Consider the following 20,407-nt stretch of genomic DNA (forward strand, 5'->3'; position numbering starts at 1 on the left):
ACGACCATTGTCTTGCCTTGCGAAACACTTACCGTTTTTGTCAGTGTCGCGACCGGTGAAGTCGGAGCACCATTTCCTAAAGGATATAACGATTTGGACAATTATTACGAAATCGAGCTTACGCGCGAGTCTCTTATTCTTTGAATCTACAGCTTTTGACTGCTCAGGACAATCCCCGTGAAGCACGGAAATGCCCTAATCAGATCCCTGTCTTGAGGCCCAGGTTGGCTACCACCGCTTTAAGAATGATTACGACGATGAACAACACAAGAAAGGACAGGTCAAGACGGATTCCGCCGAGATCCAGGGGTTTGATCTTCCGGCGCAACCAGCGCAGCGGAGGATCGGTAATCGACACGATTGCACTTGCGACAATCAATGCGATGCCTTTGGGTCGCCAGTGGCGAGCAAAGCTTTCCGTTACATCCAACACAATTCTCATTAAGAGCAGAATCTGGAGGATGGCTAAGGCGAGATAGATGATCCCGAACACCATTTTGTGCTTGTGCTCCTGGTGTCTTAGCTCTGATTAAAGAAGGTTGCTTGCGCTTCGGACTGCTTGCGATCTTCACCGAGGACCTCAACGGTCGCTGGTGAGAGCAAGAAGACCTTGTTCGTGACTCGCTCAATGGAGCCGTGCAGGGCGAAAACAAGACCGGCCGAGAAGTCGACGAGGCGCTTGGCATCGGTTTCACCCATGTCGGTGACATTCATAATCACCGGGATGCCGTCACGGAAGTTCTCACCGATGATCTTGGCATCGTTATAAGAACGAGGGTGGACGGTAGTAATCTGACGCAATTCGGAATCCTCATCCCGTACTGAAGGGGCACGCTTAATAGGGGTGACCGGAGCACGGTATTCCGTCTCTGGTTCTCTAGCTTGAGTTTGCGGCGCAGCCTGCCTTGCAACAGGCTGTGGGCGTGGGGCTTCGGCAGGTCGCTTTGGAGCTGTGTCCTCAACTACCCGAACCTGGGTTTTGGGCTCAGCGTGTTGTGTCTGGGTCTCTTCCTGCTCGACGGCGTCCGCCAAGCCGAGATATACCATTGCCTTACGCAGTCCGTCAGCCACGATGTTTCTCCTCGTTTATCCCATGCATGCAACCCCATTGCACGCTTCCGCTACTCCGACGCTACCGCACAAAATAATGCAGGCATCGTTCATTCGATCAATTCTTGGCGGTGTGTCGCGCACGCCTACGCGGCGGTCCAGATGAGTCCGGCAAGTCGTCCTGCACGGCTTGAACGCCGGTAGGAATAGTAGCTTTCGTCTTCCAAGGTGCAGACACCGGATTGCCGCACGTCCACCCCGAGGCCGCGCAGTTCTTGTTCGGCTGAGGCCGGAAGGTCCAGCCCATGGGTCCCCCAGCGAGTCGTGGTGCGAATCCCGGTGCGCAACTCTTCGGATTCCTGGGCCATGCTTTCTGGAACTTCATAGCATCGGCCGCAGATCGAAGGGCCGATCACGGCTTCCACTGTGTCGGCACCATGAGCCTTCAGGCCCTCGACCGTTTTTGCCAGGATCCCGTCGAGCAGCCCGCGCCTGCCGGCGTGGGTTGCGGCACTCAGGGTTTGCCCATTGCGCGTGTTTCTTCCGACAAAGAGCACCGGAAGGCAGTCGGCGACCATCACTGCCAGGGGCTGGGTGCCAGTTGGGTCCAGCAATCCATCGCAGGTTGGCGCTGCCGGCTCTAGCCACGAGGTGCGCCGCACCGGCGTGACCTCGTATACATCGGCGGAGTGCACCTGGTTCATGAAGTTAAGCGAGAAGCGTCGAACCCCGATCAAGTCCTCCAATTTGGCTCGATTCTCCGCCACAAGGCGGGGATCGTCATTCACGTGCAGGGCGAGGTTTCCCTCAGCCTGCGATGTGAATGCCAGTTGGATGCTCGGATCGAGGTTCGACGCGAAATGTAGCACTGCTCAGCTTCTTGCTGTTTTTACTTCAGGAAGTCCGGGACATCCAGGTCGTCGTTCGAACCGTTCAGGTCCGAGTCGACAACATCTGGAAGGTCCTGGAAGGAGCTAGCCTGCTCTGCGGCAGCTGGCTTCTCATGAGCAACCTGGGCTGGCTTCGCAGCTTCGGTTGCAGCAGGTGCTGGTGTTTCTGGAATGCTCGCTGGCACTTGCTCAGCCGGGCGCGCGGAGACAGCTGGCTTTGCTGCGACCGGTGCCATTGGCTTGCTGGTGACATCTGGCTCGTCGAAGCCGGCTGCAATCACGGTGACACGTGCTTCGTCGCCCAAGGCGTCGTCAATGACGGCACCGAAGATGATGTTGGCTTCCGGGTGGGCAACTTCCTGCACGAGGCGTGCAGCTTCGTTGATTTCGAACAAGCCGAGGTCGGAGCCGCCCTGGATGGAGAGCAGGACGCCGTGGGCGCCATCGATAGAAGCTTCGAGCAGTGGCGAGGCAATAGCCAGCTCCGCTGCCTTCACTGCACGGTCTTCGCCCCGCGCCGAACCGATGCCCATCAATGCCGAGCCTGCGCCCTGCATAACGGACTTCACGTCGGCGAAGTCGAGGTTGATCAGGCCCGAGGTGGTGATCAGGTCGGTAATGCCCTGCACGCCGGAGAGCAGAACCTGGTCTGCCTGGCGGAATGCATCGAGCACCGATACGTTGCGATCCGAGATCGACAACAGTCGATCGTTCGGGATCACAATGAGGGTATCCACTTCGTCGCGCAGGGCTTCGATGCCCGACTCGGCGGAGTTAGCGCGGCGGCGACCCTCGAAGGTGAATGGACGGGTGACCACGCCGATGGTCAGCGCGCCAAGCGAGCGGGCAATGCGGGCCACGACCGGCGCGCCGCCGGTACCAGTACCGCCGCCTTCGCCAGCGGTCACGAAGACCATGTCCGCGCCGCGCAGGACGTCTTCGATTTCTTCTACATGATCTTCCGCTGCCTGGCGTCCCACATCAGGGTTGGCGCCAGCGCCCAGGCCACGAGTCAGTTCGCGTCCTACGTCGAGTTTGACGTCGGCATCACTCATAAGCAGAGCCTGGGCATCGGTGTTAATGGCGATGAACTCTACGCCCTTGAGACCGACTTCGATCATTCGATTGACTGCGTTTACACCGCCACCGCCGATTCCGACGACTTTAATGACCGCGAGGTAATTCTGTGGAGCTGCCACGTCCCGCTTCCCTTGTTAGATGTGCTACATATTTCACGACTCCAGCTAAAGACCTTCACCTTTAGCCTTAAGGTTAAGATTCTGTCAAGCTGTCGTTATTAGAAACGCTATGAGTCGTGTGGTCTTTCTGCAACGACCGCCTAGGCGTGTCGCTTATTCAAAACTATCTTTCCAGAATTTCTTGGCTTATTGGTCTTCCCGCGCCCAGAGCACCGCGACTTAATAGACCACGGGATTTTCTGGGTTGGTGACGTCGATGGTCGTCTTGGCCGCGTGCTTTTTCTCAAGCTCTTTCAAGAAGATCGTCGCCACTTCATTTTTCAGCGCCGCTTTCTTGGCGTCTCCCCAAATCAAAGTACGGTTCTTCGGCAACGCCAGTTCGGCGAACCCTGCCTTGGACAAGGATGCCGTTGAGACTTCCTTGAGCACTTTCTTGTCAACGGTGCTCAAGATTCCGGTCAGCAGCTTGAACTGCTCCGGATCAGCAGTGACGTCGGTGGCCTTGATCTTGGGCAACTTGTCCTTGTCATTCTTGCCGACGGTGCGAAGCTTCTTGCCGGTCTCGGAGACCAGGTACTGCTTCTTGCCCTCCAGCAAGATGGCCACCGGCACAGCTTCGATTACCTCAACGACCAAGGTGTTGGGCATCTGGGCCTTGACCACGATTTCGTCGATGGCCGGCTGCTCGCCGATCAGCTCCTGGACCCTCGATTCAGAGATCCGCGGCAGCGGAACGCCCTTCAATGGTTCCAGGGACTTCCCCAGCTTCTCGGAATTGACCAGCTTGGTGCCGGTTACTTCGATCTTCTTGGCAGCGATCACCGGTGAGAAGCTCAAGATCAAAACCGCAGCGAGGCTGAGCACGACGATGCATGCCGCGAGAATAATCAGGATCTTGCGCCGTTTTTTCTCCGGGCTCTCCGGAAGTTCTACGACTTTTGCTGCTTCACCCATGGATCACCTTGGTAGACGGAAGTGGACCAACTGCGATGGCCTCGGACTCGGGACGGAATTCGTCAGCTCAGCGACTTGACGATGTCTGGACCTAGCGCTGTGACATCGCCGGCGCCAATGGTCATGATGACATCGCCCGGCTCGGACTGCTCAACCACGTGCGCTACAGCGGCTGCCGGCGAAAGTACCTGGGCAGGAACCTCGATGCGCGATGCGATCAGTTCGCTGTCCACGCCATCGATAGGTTCTTCACGTGCCGGGTAGATATCCAGCACGGCCACCGAATCGGCCAGGGACAAGGCCTGGGCGAATTGGCGGAAGAACTCTTGGGTACGGCTGAACAGGTGCGGCTGGAAGACAATGTGCAGCCGGCCGGTGCCGGCAACCGTACGGCCGGCGGTCAGCGCTGCCTGCACCTCTGTCGGGTGGTGCGCGTAGTCGTCGTAGACACGGACCTCTGCGGCTTCACCCTTGAATTCGAATCGGCGAGCTGCCCCGGAGAAACTGGAGAGCGCCTGCAGCGCTTCGTCAACGTCCACACCTGCATCAATGCCGACAGACAATGCGGCGGCAGCATTAAGCAGGTTGTGCTGGCCGGGCACTGCCAGATCCAGGATGCGGCTTTGTCCGCTGCCCCATTCGATGGTTGCGGTGAAGCGGCCGTCTTCGGTGGCGCGGGCATCGGAAAGGCGGCGGTCGGCGTGATCGCTGAAGCCGTAGGTCTGCACGCGGATTTCCGGACGCTCTGCGCGCATCTTGTGCGCCAGATCGTTGGAACCCTCATCATCTGCACAGCAGATCAGCAAGCCGTCTGCCGGCAATAGCCTGGCGAAGTCCACGAAGGCCTGGTGCACTGCTTCAGCGGTACCGTAGTGATCCAGGTGGTCGGCTTCGACGTTGGTCACGATGATGGCATCCGGCCGGTAGTTGAGGAAGGAAGCGTCGGATTCGTCCGCTTCGGCCACGAAGTAGGATCCGGATCCGAGCTCGGCGTTGGTGCCCAGGCTTGGAATATTCGCTCCCACGGCGAAGCTCGGACGCGCGCCAATGGTCTTGAGCATATGGGCGGTCAGCGAAGTAGTGGTGGTCTTGCCGTGAGTACCGGCGATGGCCACGATCTTCTCGTGGCCGCGCATGGTAGCTTCCAGGCCTTCGGAGCGGTGCAAGATTCGCAGTCCGCGGCGCAGGGCTTCGTCGTATTCCGGGTTTCCGGCCTTGATGATCGAGGAGATCACCACGGTGTCGGCGTCGCCGAGGTTCGCTGGGTCGTAGCCTACGTGGATGCGCGCGCCGCGCTCACGCAAGCCATCGAGCACCGGAAGATCCTTGGCATCGGTGCCGGAGACAGCCAGGCCGTAGTCGAGCAGCAGCCGTGCAACCGCTGATACGCCAACCCCGCCTACACCCATCAGGTGTACCTTGCCCAGATCGGCGTTCAGTTCGTCGGCTCGCAGTGCCATGGTTCTAGCCTTCCTGACCCGCACGGCGGCGGGTTGAAACTTCATCAATAATCCGTCGCGCCATGATCTGCGCGGCGTCGCGCTGCCCCAATGAGGCAGCGGCTTGAGACATCTTTTCAATTTTATGCTGATCGGTCAGCAGATTGATGACATTTTCGGTGATATAGGACTTTGTGAACCCCGCGTCGGAAACCAGGACGGCTCCCCCGGCAGCGACCAGCTCACGGGCGTTGAGCTTTTGCTCGCCGTTGCCGATGGGCAGCGGAACCAGTACCGAGGCGGTGCCAGCTACGGCCAGTTCGCAGACGGTGCCCGCGCCGGAGCGGCAGATCATCAAATCCGCGACGGCGTAGGCGTAGTCCATGCGGTCCACGTATTCGGTCTGGCTGTAGCCTTCATGGGACAGCAGATTGCCCGAGGCGTCCAGAATCTGCTTTCCGCGTCCGGTGATGTGGATAGTGTGGATGCCAGCTGCGTTCAGCTCGTCCAGGGACTGCTCGATGGCGGTATTGATGCTCTGCGCTCCGGAGGATCCACCGGTGACCAGAAGTACCGGCTTCTGCCCGGTGATACCGAAGTACCCGCGTGCTTCTCCTCGCAGCGCGGCTTTGTCCATGGTGGCAACGTTGCAGCGCATCGGCATGCCCACCTGCATCTCACCGGGCAGCCCGGTGTTGGCGAAAGTGGTTCCGACGAATGCCGCGTTCTTTGCCCCGAGCTTGTTGGCCATGCCGGCAACGGAGTTGGCCTCATGCACGAAGATCGGCAGCTTCAGCTGCTTCGCGGCAAGATATGCCGGGGTGCAGACATAACCGCCGACGCCCAGGACGGCCTCGGCCTTGGTGGTGCGCAGAACGTTCTTGGCGTTGTTAATGGCCTTGATGAAACGGAAAGGAAACTTGAGCAGATCCATGTTGATGCTGCGTGGCATCGGGGCCTTGGGGATGAGTTCGAGCGGGTAGCCGGCTTCCGGCACCAGCTTGGTTTCCAGGCCACCGGGAGAACCCAGTGCTGTGACCATTGCTTCGGGATGCTCGGCCTTCACGGCATCAGCTATGGCCAGCATGGGCGAGATATGGCCGGCAGTTCCGCCGCCGGCGACGACTAGACGAAGTGCTTCGCTCATCTGTTGCTGTACTCCTTCGTCCTGCCAATGGGCAGGATCAACGTCCACCGCAGATTCAGCGATGGGCCTCTGCTTCTGATAGCGGCCGCTTGCGGCGCACTATTTGGTTTTCTTGCTCTTTGCCGGTTTCTTTTCCAGCGTTGCTTCGAATTCAAGTTTTTGCGCCCGGGCCGAGGAGAGGACATAGCCCATTGCCAGCATGATGGCGAGCATCGCCGAGCCGCCGGAGGAAATGAACGGCAGCGGAACACCGATCACGGGAAGTACGCCGGTGACGGTACCCAGATTCACGAAGGTCTGGCCGATGACCCAGGACATCAGGCAACCCATGAGCACCTTGGTGTACAAGTCCTTGGCGCGTGCTGCAATGCGATACATCGCCAAGGCCAGCAGCATGAACATGACCAGGACGAACAGCACGCCGATCAGGCCGAACTCTTCACCCAGGATGGAGAAGATGAAGTCGTTCTGCGCCTCAGGCACATAGGACCACTTCATGCGGGACTGGCCTGCGCCCACACCGAACCAGCCGCCGGAGGCGAAGGCGTGAAGGCCCATGCTGGCCTGGTAGCAAAGGTCGCTGCTCGGGCCGCAATCGGTATCAAGCCAAGCGAGGATGCGCTGGCGGCGGTTGGAGGAAGCGAAGATCGCCACGGACAGGCCCAGGACACCGACCACCGAAAACGCCGCCAGCCACTTCATCCGGATGCCGCCCAAGAACATCGCCGAGGCAATGATCATCAACAAGACCAGCGCTGTACCTACGTCCTTGCCGACCACGATGAGGCCAACAATGAAGACCCCCACCGGGGCAACCACTGGGACGACCAAATGCTTGATGTCGTGCAGCAGATGCTGCTTCTTTTCCAGCATGAACGCGGCAAAAACAGACAACGCCAGTTTGGCGAACTCGCTGGGCTGCAGGCCGAAGCCGCCGATGCGGATCCAGTTTCGGTTGCCGAGCACCGTATGGCCCAATGGCGTGAACGCCACGAGGAACAACAGGACCACTGCCGCAATAACCGAAGGCCAGGCCAGCCGCTTCAGCGTTTCCGGCCTGATCCGCTGCATGACCAGCATGCAGAGAATACCCAAGGCGGCAAAGCCACCCTGGGACAGCGCCACGGTGAAACCGTCCCTGCCCTTCGCGATCGCTTCAACCGACGCCGATGACTGGACCATGACCACACCGAAAACGGCCAGCACGATGGAGCCCACGAGCACCAGCCAGTAGTCCGTGGAGGCCATGCGGCCGCTGGAGTTCTCGACGGTTCCGAGCATCCTGCCGAATCTCACGTACCAAGGGAGTTCGGCTTTGGAACCTGCTGGCTTCTTGTTCATTTTCATCGCCATCGGTGCCTCCTGCCTCGGTGTCGTTTATTCGGTCAGCTTTCGATTACTGGTCTTCGCCAGTTTTATCCATCAGATCACTGACGGCAGCGATAAATGCGTTGCCACGCTGGGCGTAGGAACTGAATTGGTCCATCGAGGCCGCGGCGGGAGCCATGAGCACGGTATCCCCTGCTTCGGCTACTTCGGCAGCCTTGGAGACCGCACGCGTCATGACCTGGGCGCCGCTTGGAACCGAACCGTCACCGCCCTGCGCTGCTCCGGTGATGTCGATGACTTCAACCTCTGGCGCGTGGGCAGCGAGTGCTTGGCGCAAACCGGCGGTGTCGGTGCCGATGAGCAAGACCTTGGCCAGGCGCTGCGCGTGCTTGGCGATCAAGTCGCCGTATTCCACGCCCTTGGACAAGCCACCGGCAATCCAGACCACACGGGTGAATGCGGCCAACGAAGCATCGGCCGCATGCGGATTAGTGGCCTTGGAATCATTGATCCACAGGATGTCGTTCTTGCGGGCGACGGCCTGGATCCGGTGATCGCCGGAATCGAAGTTCGCCAAACCCGCAGCGACAGCTTCTGCATTCACTCCGTACGCGCGGGTCAGCGCCGCGGCGGCAGCCGCGTTCGCGGCGGTGTGGCGCGGAACAATCTCGCCGATGTCCTTCAGGGCGATCAGTTCCACGGCACTGGTCTTGCGCTCTTCGATGAAGGCGCGGTCCACCAGCAGGCCTTCGACAACACCCACCATCGATACTGCTGGGGTATCGGTGGTGAAGCCGATAGCACGGCAGCCTTCGATGACTTCCGCGTTTTCCACCATGGTGATGGTGCGCTCATCGGCGGCGTTGAAGATCGCAGCTACCTGGGTGCGTTCGTAGATCTTGGCCTTGGCGGCCTTGTAGTTGTCGAAGCCGCCATGCCAGTCCACGTGGTCTTCGGCCAGGTTCAAGACCACCGAGGCAAGCGGAGAAATGCTATGCGTGTAGTGCAGCTGGAAGCTGGAGAGCTCGACGGCGAATACGTCATAGTCCACCGGTTCGCGTACGGCATCCAGGATCGGGGTGCCGACGTTGCCGACGGCGATGGCCTTCAGCCCATCGGCGCGCAGGATCGCCTCGGTCATACCCACAGTGGTGGTCTTGCCGTTGGTGCCGGTAATCGCCAGCCACTGTGGTGCTGTGTGGCCGGCACGGTTCTGCACGCGCCAAGCCAGCTCGATATCGCTCCAGATCTCGATGCCCTCGGACTCGGCCTCTGCGATGACCGGATTACGGGGATTCCAGCCTGGGGAAACCATGACCAGCTGGGCCGGCTTGCCATCGACCAACGGCAGGGCTTGTACGTTCCCGTCGCCCAGCAGCACCTCATGGGCCCCGACGATCTTCAGCGTCTCGGCACGTTGCTGGTTCAGCTGGTCATCGCGGCCGTCGATGACGGTGACGATGGCACCCAGCTCGATGAGGGTGTCGGCCGCAGAGAATCCGGAGAGTCCCAGTCCGGCGACGACTACGCGCAGGCCTTTCCAATCAGCATCCCAGCTGGTTAGCGAGTCAAGAGATTTGCCAGCGTCTACGCTCACAGTGCGACAACCCATTCAGAGTAGAAGAGACCCAGGCCCGCGGCCACGAACAGGCCGGCAAGGATCCAGAATCGGATAACAACGTTTTCTTCGGACCAGCCCGAAAGCTCGAAGTGGTGCTGCAGCGGCGCCATCTTGAACACGCGCTTGCCGCCCGAGAGCTTGAAGTAGCCCACCTGGATGATCACCGACAGGGAGATGATCACGAACAGGCCGGCAATTACCACCAGCAGCAGCTGGGTGCGCGAGAGGATCGCGAAGGCAGCCACGGCGCCGCCGATGGCCAGCGATCCGGTGTCGCCCATGAAGATCTTCGCCGGCTTGGCGTTGAACCAGAGGAAGGCGATCAGCGCACCGGAGAGGGTGGCCCCCAGCAGGGCCAGGTCCTGCGGGTCGCGTACCGAGTAGCAGACGTCCAGCGAGTCCATGTTGCTGCAGGCCTGGTTCTGCTGCCAGATTCCCATCAGGGTGTAGGCGCCGAAGACCATGATCGAGGCACCGGTAGCCAGTCCGTCCAGGCCATCGGTCAGGTTCACGCCGTTGGTAGCACCGGTCACGATGAAGTTCGCCCAGAGCACGAACAGGATCATGCCCAGCATCGGGCCTGCGAAGGCCAGGTCGATGTTGGTGTCGCGCAGGAAGGAGATCGCGGTAGAGCCCGGAGTCAGGCCCTGGTCATTGGGGAACTGCAAGGCCAGCACGGCGAAGCTGATGCCGAAGAATGCCTGCAGGACAATCTTCTGCCAGGCGCGCAAGCCCAATGAGCGCTTCTTGAAGATCTTGATGAAGTCATCGAGGAAGCCGACCAGTCCCATGCCGCCGAAGAGCATCAGGACCAGCATTCCGCTGGCGGTAATTCCCGAAGAAGTGCGTCCCATGAGCGAAAGGATGCCATGGGTGGCGAAGTACGCCACGAACACGGCCAGGACGAAGACCACTCCGCCCATGGTCGGGGTGCCGGACTTGATGGCGTGCGAGTTCGGCCCGTCGTCGCGCACGACCTGCCCGTATTGCTTCTTGGTGAGCAGGCGGATGTACAGCGGCATGGCCACCATGGTCAGCACGAGGGCAATGCCGGCCCCCAGAATCAATGCGATCATGCGTTGTCGCCTTCCTTCGCGAATGCTGCAATGTCGTCGCCGAGGAAGCGTAGACCGGCCCCGTTAGAGGACTTGAACAAGGCGATGTCGCCTGGCTGAAGCTGCTCTTGCAGCAGCGCGCGAGCCTCATCTACGTCTTCAACGTAGAAGGCCTCGTCGCCCCAGCTGCCTTCGAGCACAGCGGAGTTGTAGGCGGGCTTTGCGCCACGGCCTACCACTACAAGTTTCTTGATGTTCATGCGAACTGCCATGCGGCCCAGCAGGTCGTGCTGGTGGATGCTGTCATCGCCCAGTTCCAGCATTTCGCCCAGGACTGCCCAAGTGCGTCGGCCCGGTGCGCCGTCGGCGCCCAGGCCCAATTCGGCCAGGGTCACCAGCGCAGCGCGCATTGATTCAGGGTTCGCGTTGTACGCGTCGTTGATGATGCTCACGCCGTCAGCGCGCTCGATGCGCTCCATGCGCCAGCGGCTGCCGGCAGCGCGGCCTTCCAGGCCTGCGGCGATCAATTCCGGGGCGATATCCAGGGCCAGTGCAGCGTTGGCCGCGGCGAGGATATTCGAGACGTGATGGCGTCCCAGGAGGCCCGAGGTGATGCGCTTGCTGTAGCCGCCAGGGAATTCAAGAGTGAGTTCTGGCTGCCCGTGGGAATTCACAACAACGTCGGTGGCCCAGACCCCAGCGTTTTCCGGCTTGTTCTTTCCGGTGCCGAAGAAGCGCACGGCTCCCCCGGAACGCAAGTCCATGCGTGCCACGCGGGGGTCTTCAGCATTCAAGATGGCCGTGCCATCGGCTGGCAGGGCTTCAACGAGTTCGCCCTTGGCCTTCTCGATGTTCTCCACCCCGCCGAATTCGCCGGCATGGGCGGTACCGACGCACAACACGACACCGACCTGCGGGTGCACCATATCTGTCAGGTACGTCAGGTGGCCAATGCCGGTGGCCCCCATCTCGATGACAAAGTACTTGGTCTCTTCGGTGGCGCTGAATACCGTCAGCGGGACGCCGACTTCGCCATTGTACGAGCCGATTGGCGACACGGTCGGCGCCACTTGCGACAGAATACCGGCGAGCAGGTCCTTGGTGGTGGTCTTGCCGGCCGAACCGGTGATTCCCACGACCTTGGCGTCGTTCTTTTCCTTGAGAAGCGCAACGATGTGCGCGGCAATTTTGCCCATTGCTTCTACCGCGTCTTCAATGATGATCGCCGGGTGTTCCCTGCGGTCTTCATCGTGGGTAATGCGTTCAGCTAGGGCCAGCACTGCGCCGGCGGCGCGTGCACGGTCGATAAAGGCGTGCCCGTCGGAGAGTTCTCCGGGCTTGGCGACGAATAAGGCACCCGGGACGACTTCGCGCGAGTCAGTGGTCACGGAAGTGATCACCGTGTCGGAGGCGGCTGTAGCAGTCGCTTTTCCGCCGGTGATTTCCAGCAGGTCGGTCAGAGACAGTTCAATCATGGCAATAAGGACTTTACACTTGAGCGGTGGCGATAGTGGACTTGTACGTTCTAGGAATTGGTCACAAATCCATGAAGATTCAGTGCTTTCGCTAGTTCCACTCGATCATCCAGTTCCACGTCAATTCCCGCGACGTCTTGGCTGACTTCATGTCCCCGCCCGGCCACGAGAATCGCGTCGTTGGCTTCGGCCAAACTCACAGCGAACTCTACGGCTTTGGCGCGTGGCGCGATGTTGTGAAGCTGCACCTGCGGACGCTCGGAATCGAGAACTTGCTGTGCTCCGGCGGCAACCTGGGCGCGGATCGGAGCCGGGTCTTCGCTGTGCGGGTCGTCGTCGGTCACAATGACGATATCCGCGTGGCGGGCTGCCACCGCTCCCATATCCGGGCGCTTGGTCTTATCGCGCTCTCCGGTGGCGCCGAAGACGACGATCCGGCGTCCCTGCTCCCCCGGACGGATGGAATCCAAAGCCTTTGCCAGTGCATCCGAATTATGGGCGAAATCGACTACGGCTACCGGAGATTCGGCTACGACCTGCATCCGCCCTGGAACGGCGACCGACAGCGGATCCTTGGAGTCCAAGGCCTGCTGCAGGGCTTCGAGGTCCGCACCGCCGGCCAGCACCATCAAGGCCGCCAGTGCTCCGTTGGCGACGTTGAACATGCCTGGAAGCAGGGTCCGGGTCCGCAGCTGGCGTCCATCCCGGTGCACCAGGGTGAAACTGTGGCCCAATCCGCAGTGCGCCAGTTCGGCAACCCTCCAGTGCGCCGAAGGGTGTTCGCCGTCGAGGCTCAGGGTCTCGGTAGGCACCAGGGCGCGCTCGGCCAGGCGCTGGCCGTATTCATCGTCTACCATGACCACTGCGCGCTCGGAGCGTTCCGCGGTGAATAGTTCGGCCTTGGTTTCGAAGTACTCGTCCATCGTGCCGTGCAGGTCCAAGTGGTCCTGGGTCAGGTTGGTGTAACCGGAAACGGCAAAGCGCAGGGCATCAACGCGGCCATAGCTCAGCGAGTGGCTGGATACCTCCATGGCCACCGACGTGACTTCCTGCTGCGCCATGCGCGAGAGCACGCCGTGCAGCTGGGTGGACTCCGGGGTGGTCAGCACGCTGGGGATGATCTGCCCGCGGGCGGACATCTCAATCGTGCCGATCAGGCCGGTTTCTTCACCCAGCGCATCCAGGATCGCGCGGATCATGAAGGTTGTGGTGGTCTTGCCGTTGGTGCCGGTGACAGCGAACAGCTTCGGGCTGCGCTGGTCGGTTCCGTAGACGCTCTGCGCGATCACGGCTGCGGATTTGCGTACATCTGCAACGACGGCCACCGGGATCGAGAGGTCATCGCTGAGGAATTCGAGTCCTGCAGTATCGGTGATCAGTGCGACAGCACCGTTGCCGATGGCGGTTTCCACGAATTCGGCACCGTGGCGCTTGGCGCCGGAAATACCCAGGAAGACGTCACCGCTCTGTACGATCTGCGGGTTGAGGCTGACGCCGAGGATTTGCGGAGCGGCATTGAGCAGCGCTCCAGTTCGCACCGCGCCAGCTGTGCCGCAGAGCTGGTCGAAGCCAAGACCGGCGATGCTCTCTGGGCGTAGGTACCGTTCTAGCTCACGCGGAGTGTCGGGGTTCTGGACTACCAAGATTTCTTCTGATCCTCACCTACAAAGACGTCATACGCCTCTGACTTTGTCGTGCTCGGTGGCACATTGAATGTGTTGAGAGTATGGCTCATAACATCGGTAAACGTGTCAGCTACCGAGAAGTCTTTCCAGTTGCCCTTTGGCCTGTACATGGTTGCCACGACGACGAACTGCGGATCTTCCAAGGGAGCGACACCTGCAAAGGAATAAGTATATCCGTCATAGCCCTTGGCGCTTGCCGCCTGGCCTGTACCGGTCTTGCCGCCCACGCGGTACCCGGGAATGCGCTCCTTGTAGCCGGTACCGTCGTCAACGACCGATTCCATGAGCTTGAGCATTTCGTCAGCGGTGCTTTTCTTGACCACGCGCTTCTTTTCCGGTGCGGGGATCTTGGTGATGGTACCGTCTTCGTTGCGGTAGCCCTCAATCAGGCTTGGCGAAAGGCGAACGCCGCCGTTGGCCAAGGACTGGAAAATTGAAGCGGTGTGCAGCACGGTCTGCGAATAGCCCTGGCCGAACATGGTGGTGTACTGCTGGCGGCGGTCCCAATTATCGGGATGCGCCAATTGGCCAGCGCTAGCGCCATTCAAGCCGACGCGGATGGGCGAACCCAATCCGAAGGCACGCATGTAGTCGTAACGGGTCTGCTTGCTCATGGTATTTCCGACCATCACGGTGCCGGTGTTGTAGGAACGGGCGAAGATGCCCGAGACCGTCATGTCGTACGTTGGGTGTTCCAACGAGTCATTGATGGTTTCCTTGGTGAACGTCTTCTTATTCGGCACACGCATCTCGGTCAGCGGATCCACTCCGCCCTGGTCGATGGCCGCCGCGAAGATCGCGGCCTTGCCGGTGGAACCTGGCTCGAAAGCACGGGTGATGGAGGTGGAGCGGCGGAACTCCGGCTTGGTAGCGCCTGGATCATTCGGGTCCAATTCAGCGGAGTCGCCGATGGCGAGGATCTTGCCGGTATCCGCTTTCATGACGACCACGGAAACCCACTCAGCGTTGAACTGAGCTTGCTTCTTTTCTGCTGCACGCTGGGCAACGTAGTTGATGTCGGAGTCGATGGTCAGGATGACGTCCTGGCCATCGACTGCAGGGGTTTCTTCGACCTCGGTGACGGGAATGCGCACGCCATCGGCGCTGATCTCGAACTTGCGGCTGCCGGCCGTGCCGGCCAGGTGTTCCTCCTGGCTCAGTTCCAGGCCTTCGGCTCCCACCACGGCTGTTTGGTCTTCGGAGTTGCGCACGAACCCCAGCAGTGGTCCTGCAATTACGCCTTGCGGGTACTGGCGTTCGCTGCGCAGCAATGAGGCAAGTCGCGGAATACCGATTTCGAGGACTTCGTTGCGTACTTCCGGGGTCACGCTCTTGGCGAGCATGACGTACCCTTTGGGCTTGGCATCGCCCTGCGGGCGAACCTTCGTGGCAAGTTCCTCACGGTCCTGGTCAAGGGTATCGGCTAGTTCGTCAATGGCTTGGTCCCACGTGATGCGTTCCTGGCCATTGGTTCCATCCCGCTTCGCACGGCGAATGTTCTCACCCTGCTCGCGCTGGTCGATGACCAGATCATAGCGGTCTACTGAGACGGCGAGGGTGGTGCCATTGCGGTCTTCGATGGATCCTCGATTTGGCGCAATGTTTTCAACGCGTTCGCGGTTTTCCTGTGCAGCGTTGGCAATGGTTGCCGAGTTGATGCCCTGGACCCAGACCAGCCTGCCCAGGATCACCAGCAGCAAAACCACGGAGAGGAGCAGCACAAAGCGCATTCGCTTTTTCGCAGTGTCGATTGCCGTCGAGCTCACAAAAGAACCTAACTTTCCCTCAGCGTGGTTTTCCAGCAGCGTAGGCCACCTGTATCTAGCTTAGAAAGGGCTAACTACTCTGCTGGGGATTTGATGCTTGGTGCAGGGATCGTGCCCCCGTTAAGCTCAGCGTCATTGAACACTGGGCGGCCATCACTGGCAACTTCACGTTCAGCTTTCTCCGGCTTCACCTCTGGTTCCTTGGAACCTTCAGTGGCACCGGACTCCTTCTGTGAATCTGCTGAGGCTTTACCCACAGTGGTCTTCGGCGTGTTTGATGCGTTGGCTTCAGTTTTGCTTTCACCCTTGCGGATGCTGTCGCCCGGCAGCGGAATAGTTCCGTATTCCTGCTTGCTGTTCTTTGCCTTGACCGCCTTCTCAGCGTCTTGGGCAACCTTGCCCTCAGACAGGCTGATCAGCCCTGGAGCACCTGGCGAAACCAAACCGAGGTCCTTTGCCTTGGCGGCCAGTGCCTGTGGCGCCGCCAACGACTGGGCCTCCTTCAGCAGTGCCTGATTCTCTTGGGAAAGCGCACGCTCTTGCGAACGCAAGTTCACGATGTCGTACTGCCGCTGAGCTACAGAAGTATTGAGCAGCACCAGCGTAACAATCACGCTGAATGCCAAGACAACGAGCACCGCAGACATGGTGAACATGGAGCGCTTGCTGGTTTCGTTCATCTTAGGAACCAACGAAAGAGTTACGCGCTGACGCGAATCGCCTTTAGGCAGGTTGCTAGCTGGGACGGGCTCGGGTCGCATTGCACGCGCAGTATTACCGTCGACAACAGGCTGGTTGTTCACGGCTGCGGTCTTCTGCACGCGGCGCTGGGCTCGTTGGCTCATGCTAGCTCCTCTTCAACACTCGTTCCACAGCTCGCAAGCGGGCTGAGGCTGCACGTGAATTTTCTGCTATTTCGTGGTCGCTTGGCTTCTCGGTGCCCTTGGTGAGCACCTTGTATTCAGCTTTGTGTTCGTCCAGCTCCACCGGGAATCCCGGAGGGGCCGACGAGGTAGATCCATGGACGAAGTGCCGCTTGGTGATTTTGTCTTCCAAGGAGTGGTAACTCATCACGACGACTCTTCCGCCGACGTTCAAAGCTCCCATTGCCGCCGGGATCGCACGTTCCAAGACGTCAAGTTCCTCATTCACTGCAATACGCAATGCTTGGAAGGTCCTCTTGGCCGGGTGTCCATGGTTTCGAGCAGCCGCCGCGGGCACAACGCTGCGGATCACTTCAACTAGTTCAGCAGTGGTAGTGATGCGGCTCTTGGCGCGTGCCTCGACGATTGCCGTCGAGATGCGTCCAGCAAACTTCTCTTCGCCCCACTGTCGAATAATTCGAAGCAGTTCGTCGCGTTCCAAGTCGTTGACCAGGTCCTCGGCAGTTGGGCCAACAGAGGTGTCCATGCGCATATCCAGCGGTGCATCATACGAATAGGCGAAACCCCGTTCACGCTCATCGAGCTGCAGCGAGGAAACGCCAAGGTCGAACAGAACGCCGTCGACCCCCGGGAACCCAAGATCTTCCACGACATCCGCAATTTCGTCATACACCGCGTGCACGAGGTCGATGCGGTCCTGGAACGGGGCGAGTCGTGCACCGGCAAGTTCGTGAGCCTGCTCGTCACGGTCTAGACCGATCAGGTGCAAGTTGTCGAACCGCTTGAGGATGGCTTCGGAGTGCCCACCCATCCCGAGGGTGCAGTCAACCACAATTGCCCGACGGCCTTCAGCATTGGCTCGCTCAATACCTGGAGCTAGCAAATTAACGCATCGGTCCAGAAGTACTGGAACGTGGCGTTCGGATGCTGGTCGCTGGGAATCCTGATTTGGCACTGCGCCCCCTTTCGCTTTCGATCTGCTGTTGAGATCAGATCCCCCTCCAACCAAGTGGCGATCCAACCTTCTGGCTCCGGGGAAGTGAAGCCAGACGATTTTCTACCCCAAGGTGGCTGGAGATCTCATCTCAACAAACGTGGTGTTTTGTCGGTGTAGGGCACAAAGCCCTAATCTTCGTCAGTATCGGAGAACACGTCTTCTTGTTCATCCAAGTACTGCTGCCATGCGGTCGAATCCCAGATTTCAATACGGTTGCCCGCACCGATAACTGTGACCTCCCGATCAAGGCCTCCATAAGTGCGCAGCACTTGCGGAATCGTTACGCGCCCCTGCTTATCTGGAACTTCATCCGAGGCCCCTGAGAGGAACACACGCGCATAGTCGCGTGCTCGCCGGGAGGTCAAGGATGCCTGCGCCAGCTGCTCGTGCTGCTTCTCAAATTCCCGCTGGCTGAAAACGTATATGCAACGCTCTTGGCCGCGAGTGAGAACCAGCCCATAGGACAGCTCATCTCGATATTTAGCTGGAAGAATCAACCGACCTTTTTCATCAAGACGCGGTGTGTAAGTTCCAAGGAACATGCACACCACCTTTCCCGTGAAGTGGCCAGAAGCCCCATTCTTCTCTACTTGCCTCCACTTTACTCCACAACCCTCCACTGTCAATGCAATTTCAGTGGTTTCGCGAGGGTCTGGACTTAAAAAACACCTGAATCTAGCGGATGCTCAGCCTATGTTCAGGTGGAGGGATGGGAATCGTCCAGCTGCATGATCCAGTATTTTTCAGAGATTCCACACGCAAATCCGCGGAATATTGCTATTTTTAGGCGCGGTGGTGGGAAGTGGAGGAACCTGGGGAGGGAAGTGGGGGCCTGCCTGACCGGCGAGATGGACGTGAACCTTGGAATCTGCAGAGAATTCAAGATCACTTGTAAAGTCGCGCGGCCTTCAGATAGGCGCACCGAATATCCAGGACATCCAACTTCCCGAATTGAATGAAACCCATGCGCCCCGGCATGAGGTGCACGGTGACCGTAGGGATGTGAGAAGCGGGGCTTAAACAGAAAAGAGGTGCAACCCTAGGGGTCACACCTCAATATCAATGCAGATCAGCTATCGGACTGATCACGCTTTCGCTGGTTCCATTTTTCTTCCAGGCCGGAAAGGAACTGCGAATTGTTCTTGGCTGCAGATTTTGATCCCGTTCCGTTGGACGGACCAATTTTTCCAGTAGCCGATTTAGTCAGGGCAAGCAGTACACCCGCGAACATCACCGCAAAGCCGAGAACGCCTACGATGATGATGTGCTGCGAGATTCCAAAGATGAGTCCCGCTAGGCCGACGATTACCAGCAAGATACCCAGAGCAATATTGCGGGTCGACAAACGTCCCGTGCCCGATGGGCCTTTCATGCTCGAAGCGAAGCGACGGTCTTCATGCAGCTGCTTTTCCAACTGCTCCAACAAACGCTGCTCGTGTTCCGATAGCGGCATCGTCTTCTCCTTCCAAAGGCAATCTCGACGGTCGTCCACCGTCTTCAAGTTCAACGTCGGGTCGAAGGGAAAAGTTCCCTGGATTCGATCGAACTTAATTCAAGGATAGTCTCTTTTGCACCCGCCCTGCTAGTTGATCTTCCCCACTGTCCAGATATCCATACGTTCTACACAGAATGTGTTTATTCCTTGGGGCGCAGAAAACGTGCTGGGGTCACGATGGACTGCGGGAATCTCTGTCCGATCTGGTCAGCGATGCGTTCCGCTTCTCGGGCTTTCTCTTCGCGGGGGTCCAAGCTAAATTGCAGACCCAACTCGTAATCTTGCAACCGTTCAGCTTTCACCCCGATCAGCCGGACCGGTTGCGGCATAGGGGTCAATTTTCGCAGAAGGGCCAGCGCGGACTCGCTAATTTTCGTTGAAGAATCTGTCGCAGCTGCGAGCGCCTTCGAACGCGTAATTCCAGAAAAGTCCTTGTACTTGATCTTGAGCCCAACACCGTTGGCTGATTTGCCGTGCTGCCGCAGCCGTTGACCGACCTTATGGCTCAGCCGCAAAAGTTCGCCCTCAAGCACCTGGGGATCGGTGATATCCACCGCAAAGGTATGTTCCGATGAAATGCTCTTCTCATCCCGGCTAACCTCCACCGGACGGTTATCGATCCCCCGCGAGAGCAAATAAAGGGCGCGGCCGTGTTCCCCCAACCGGCTAATCAATCTTGCTTCTGGCTCGCCAGCGAGTTGCCCCACGGTCTCAATCCCCAAGGAGTGAAGCTGACTAGCGGTTCGTTTTCCCACGCCCCACATTTTCGACACGGGTAATTCGTGCAGGAATTCTTCGGTTCGCTCGGGCGCAACTACCGCCATGCCGTCAGGCTTGGCGTACGTCGAAGCGAGTTTCGCAACGAATTTATTCCTTGCAATGCCCACGCTGGCCGGCAGTCCCATTTCTTTGCGTATATATTCGCGGATCTGCTGAGCGATCTGCACTGGCCCGCCAAGCATGCGCATGCTTCCAGTAACGTCTAGGAACGCTTCGTCGACACTGACTTGCTCAACCAGAGGCGTCAATGTGCGGAAGTACGCCATGATCTGGGCCGAGGCTTGCGTGTACTTGTGATGGCTCGGCTCGATCACGGTAGCTTGCGGTAGCAGCGGGATGGCTTGGCTCATCGGCATGGCCGAATGGATCCCGCGAGCTCGGCAGTCATAAGACGCAGAGAGCACCACGCTCCGGCCTGAACGGTGGCCTACAATAACTGGCTTGCCTACTAGGTCAGGGCGGTCCCGCAGTTCCACTGAAACAAAGAAGGCGTCCATATCGACATGGAGGATTGCACGATCCACCATTTCAATTCCTCTCCCCTCGTTCGGCTGCACCACCAGCTTACTCGAATGTATATTCGGATTCCGTTCCCACCCCGCGTACTTTGGGTGCCTTCTTCGCCGGGCGGGAATCACCGG

The 20,407-nt window shown here is 59.2% G+C and carries 18 protein-coding genes; all 18 read right to left on the reverse strand.

Features of this window, described 5'->3' with window-relative positions; all coding sequences use genetic code 11:
- Positions 1-199: 199 nt before the first annotated feature.
- Entirely contained in the window at positions 200-496 is a 297-nt protein-coding gene (locus EDF61_RS12425; RefSeq protein WP_133834278.1) for a YggT family protein, read from the reverse strand.
- Between the two features lie 23 nt (positions 497-519).
- Positions 520-1,071 carry a cell division protein SepF gene (locus tag EDF61_RS12430; protein WP_105656795.1) on the reverse strand — a complete coding sequence of 184 codons (552 nt, stop codon included), beginning with the start codon at positions 1,069-1,071 and terminating at the stop codon, positions 520-522.
- Positions 1,072-1,196: 125 nt separating this feature from the next.
- Complete coding sequence (locus EDF61_RS12435) at positions 1,197-1,919, reverse strand: purine nucleoside phosphorylase YfiH/LACC1 family protein (protein ID WP_133834279.1); 723 nt, start codon at positions 1,917-1,919, stop codon at positions 1,197-1,199.
- A gap of 20 nt (positions 1,920-1,939) precedes the next feature.
- Complete coding sequence (ftsZ, locus tag EDF61_RS12440) at positions 1,940-3,139, reverse strand: cell division protein FtsZ (RefSeq protein WP_105656797.1); 1,200 nt, start codon at positions 3,137-3,139, stop codon at positions 1,940-1,942.
- A gap of 219 nt (positions 3,140-3,358) precedes the next feature.
- Positions 3,359-4,093: a cell division protein FtsQ/DivIB gene (locus EDF61_RS12445; RefSeq protein WP_133834280.1), complete on the reverse strand. Its 735-nt coding sequence runs from the start codon at positions 4,091-4,093 to the stop codon at positions 3,359-3,361.
- Between the two features lie 62 nt (positions 4,094-4,155).
- Positions 4,156-5,553 carry a UDP-N-acetylmuramate--L-alanine ligase gene (gene murC / locus EDF61_RS12450; protein ID WP_133834281.1) on the reverse strand — a complete coding sequence of 466 codons (1,398 nt, stop codon included), beginning with the start codon at positions 5,551-5,553 and terminating at the stop codon, positions 4,156-4,158.
- 4 nt (positions 5,554-5,557) lie between these two features.
- Positions 5,558-6,679: an undecaprenyldiphospho-muramoylpentapeptide beta-N-acetylglucosaminyltransferase gene (gene murG, locus EDF61_RS12455; RefSeq protein WP_133834282.1), complete on the reverse strand. Its 1,122-nt coding sequence runs from the start codon at positions 6,677-6,679 to the stop codon at positions 5,558-5,560.
- A gap of 99 nt (positions 6,680-6,778) precedes the next feature.
- Positions 6,779-8,032: a putative lipid II flippase FtsW gene (gene ftsW, locus EDF61_RS12460; RefSeq protein WP_133834283.1), complete on the reverse strand. Its 1,254-nt coding sequence runs from the start codon at positions 8,030-8,032 to the stop codon at positions 6,779-6,781.
- A 43-nt stretch (positions 8,033-8,075) separates the two neighbouring features.
- A complete protein-coding gene (gene murD, locus EDF61_RS12465) occupies positions 8,076-9,620 on the reverse strand; it encodes a UDP-N-acetylmuramoyl-L-alanine--D-glutamate ligase (protein WP_133834284.1) in 1,545 nt (514 codons plus the stop codon).
- Positions 9,602-10,705: a phospho-N-acetylmuramoyl-pentapeptide-transferase gene (gene mraY, locus EDF61_RS12470; RefSeq protein ID WP_105656803.1), complete on the reverse strand. Its 1,104-nt coding sequence runs from the start codon at positions 10,703-10,705 to the stop codon at positions 9,602-9,604. Before mraY ends, murD begins: the two co-directional genes overlap by 19 nt.
- The gene (locus EDF61_RS12475) at positions 10,702-12,159 is read right to left on the reverse strand and encodes a UDP-N-acetylmuramoyl-tripeptide--D-alanyl-D-alanine ligase (RefSeq protein WP_105661487.1); all 1,458 of its coding nucleotides are present in this window, start codon (positions 12,157-12,159) and stop codon (positions 10,702-10,704) included. Before EDF61_RS12475 ends, mraY begins: the two co-directional genes overlap by 4 nt.
- A gap of 50 nt (positions 12,160-12,209) precedes the next feature.
- Entirely contained in the window at positions 12,210-13,802 is a 1,593-nt protein-coding gene (locus EDF61_RS12480) for a UDP-N-acetylmuramoyl-L-alanyl-D-glutamate--2,6-diaminopimelate ligase (RefSeq protein ID WP_105656805.1), read from the reverse strand.
- Complete coding sequence (locus EDF61_RS12485; RefSeq protein ID WP_286134108.1) at positions 13,796-15,610, reverse strand: peptidoglycan D,D-transpeptidase FtsI family protein; 1,815 nt, start codon at positions 15,608-15,610, stop codon at positions 13,796-13,798. The genes EDF61_RS12480 and EDF61_RS12485 overlap by 7 nt, the downstream gene beginning before the upstream one ends.
- A gap of 74 nt (positions 15,611-15,684) precedes the next feature.
- Positions 15,685-16,455 carry a cell division protein FtsL gene (gene ftsL, locus EDF61_RS12490; RefSeq protein ID WP_105656806.1) on the reverse strand — a complete coding sequence of 257 codons (771 nt, stop codon included), beginning with the start codon at positions 16,453-16,455 and terminating at the stop codon, positions 15,685-15,687.
- Position 16,456: 1 nt separating this feature from the next.
- A complete protein-coding gene (gene rsmH, locus EDF61_RS12495) occupies positions 16,457-17,449 on the reverse strand; it encodes a 16S rRNA (cytosine(1402)-N(4))-methyltransferase RsmH (RefSeq protein ID WP_181148802.1) in 993 nt (330 codons plus the stop codon).
- A gap of 170 nt (positions 17,450-17,619) precedes the next feature.
- Entirely contained in the window at positions 17,620-18,033 is a 414-nt protein-coding gene (mraZ, locus tag EDF61_RS12500; protein ID WP_038990697.1) for a division/cell wall cluster transcriptional repressor MraZ, read from the reverse strand.
- Positions 18,034-18,560: 527 nt separating this feature from the next.
- Positions 18,561-18,944 (reverse strand): SCO2097 family morphological protein, encoded by a 384-nt coding sequence (locus tag EDF61_RS12505; protein WP_105656808.1) that lies wholly within the window; start codon positions 18,942-18,944, stop codon positions 18,561-18,563.
- A gap of 182 nt (positions 18,945-19,126) precedes the next feature.
- Positions 19,127-20,293, reverse strand: a complete 1,167-nt coding sequence (gene dinB / locus EDF61_RS12510; protein ID WP_133834285.1) for a DNA polymerase IV — start codon at positions 20,291-20,293, stop codon at positions 19,127-19,129.
- Between the last annotated feature and the right edge of the window lie 114 nt (positions 20,294-20,407).

It is taken from the genome of Arthrobacter sp. JUb115 (assembly GCF_004365035.1).
Lineage (GTDB): Bacteria > Actinomycetota > Actinomycetes > Actinomycetales > Micrococcaceae > Glutamicibacter.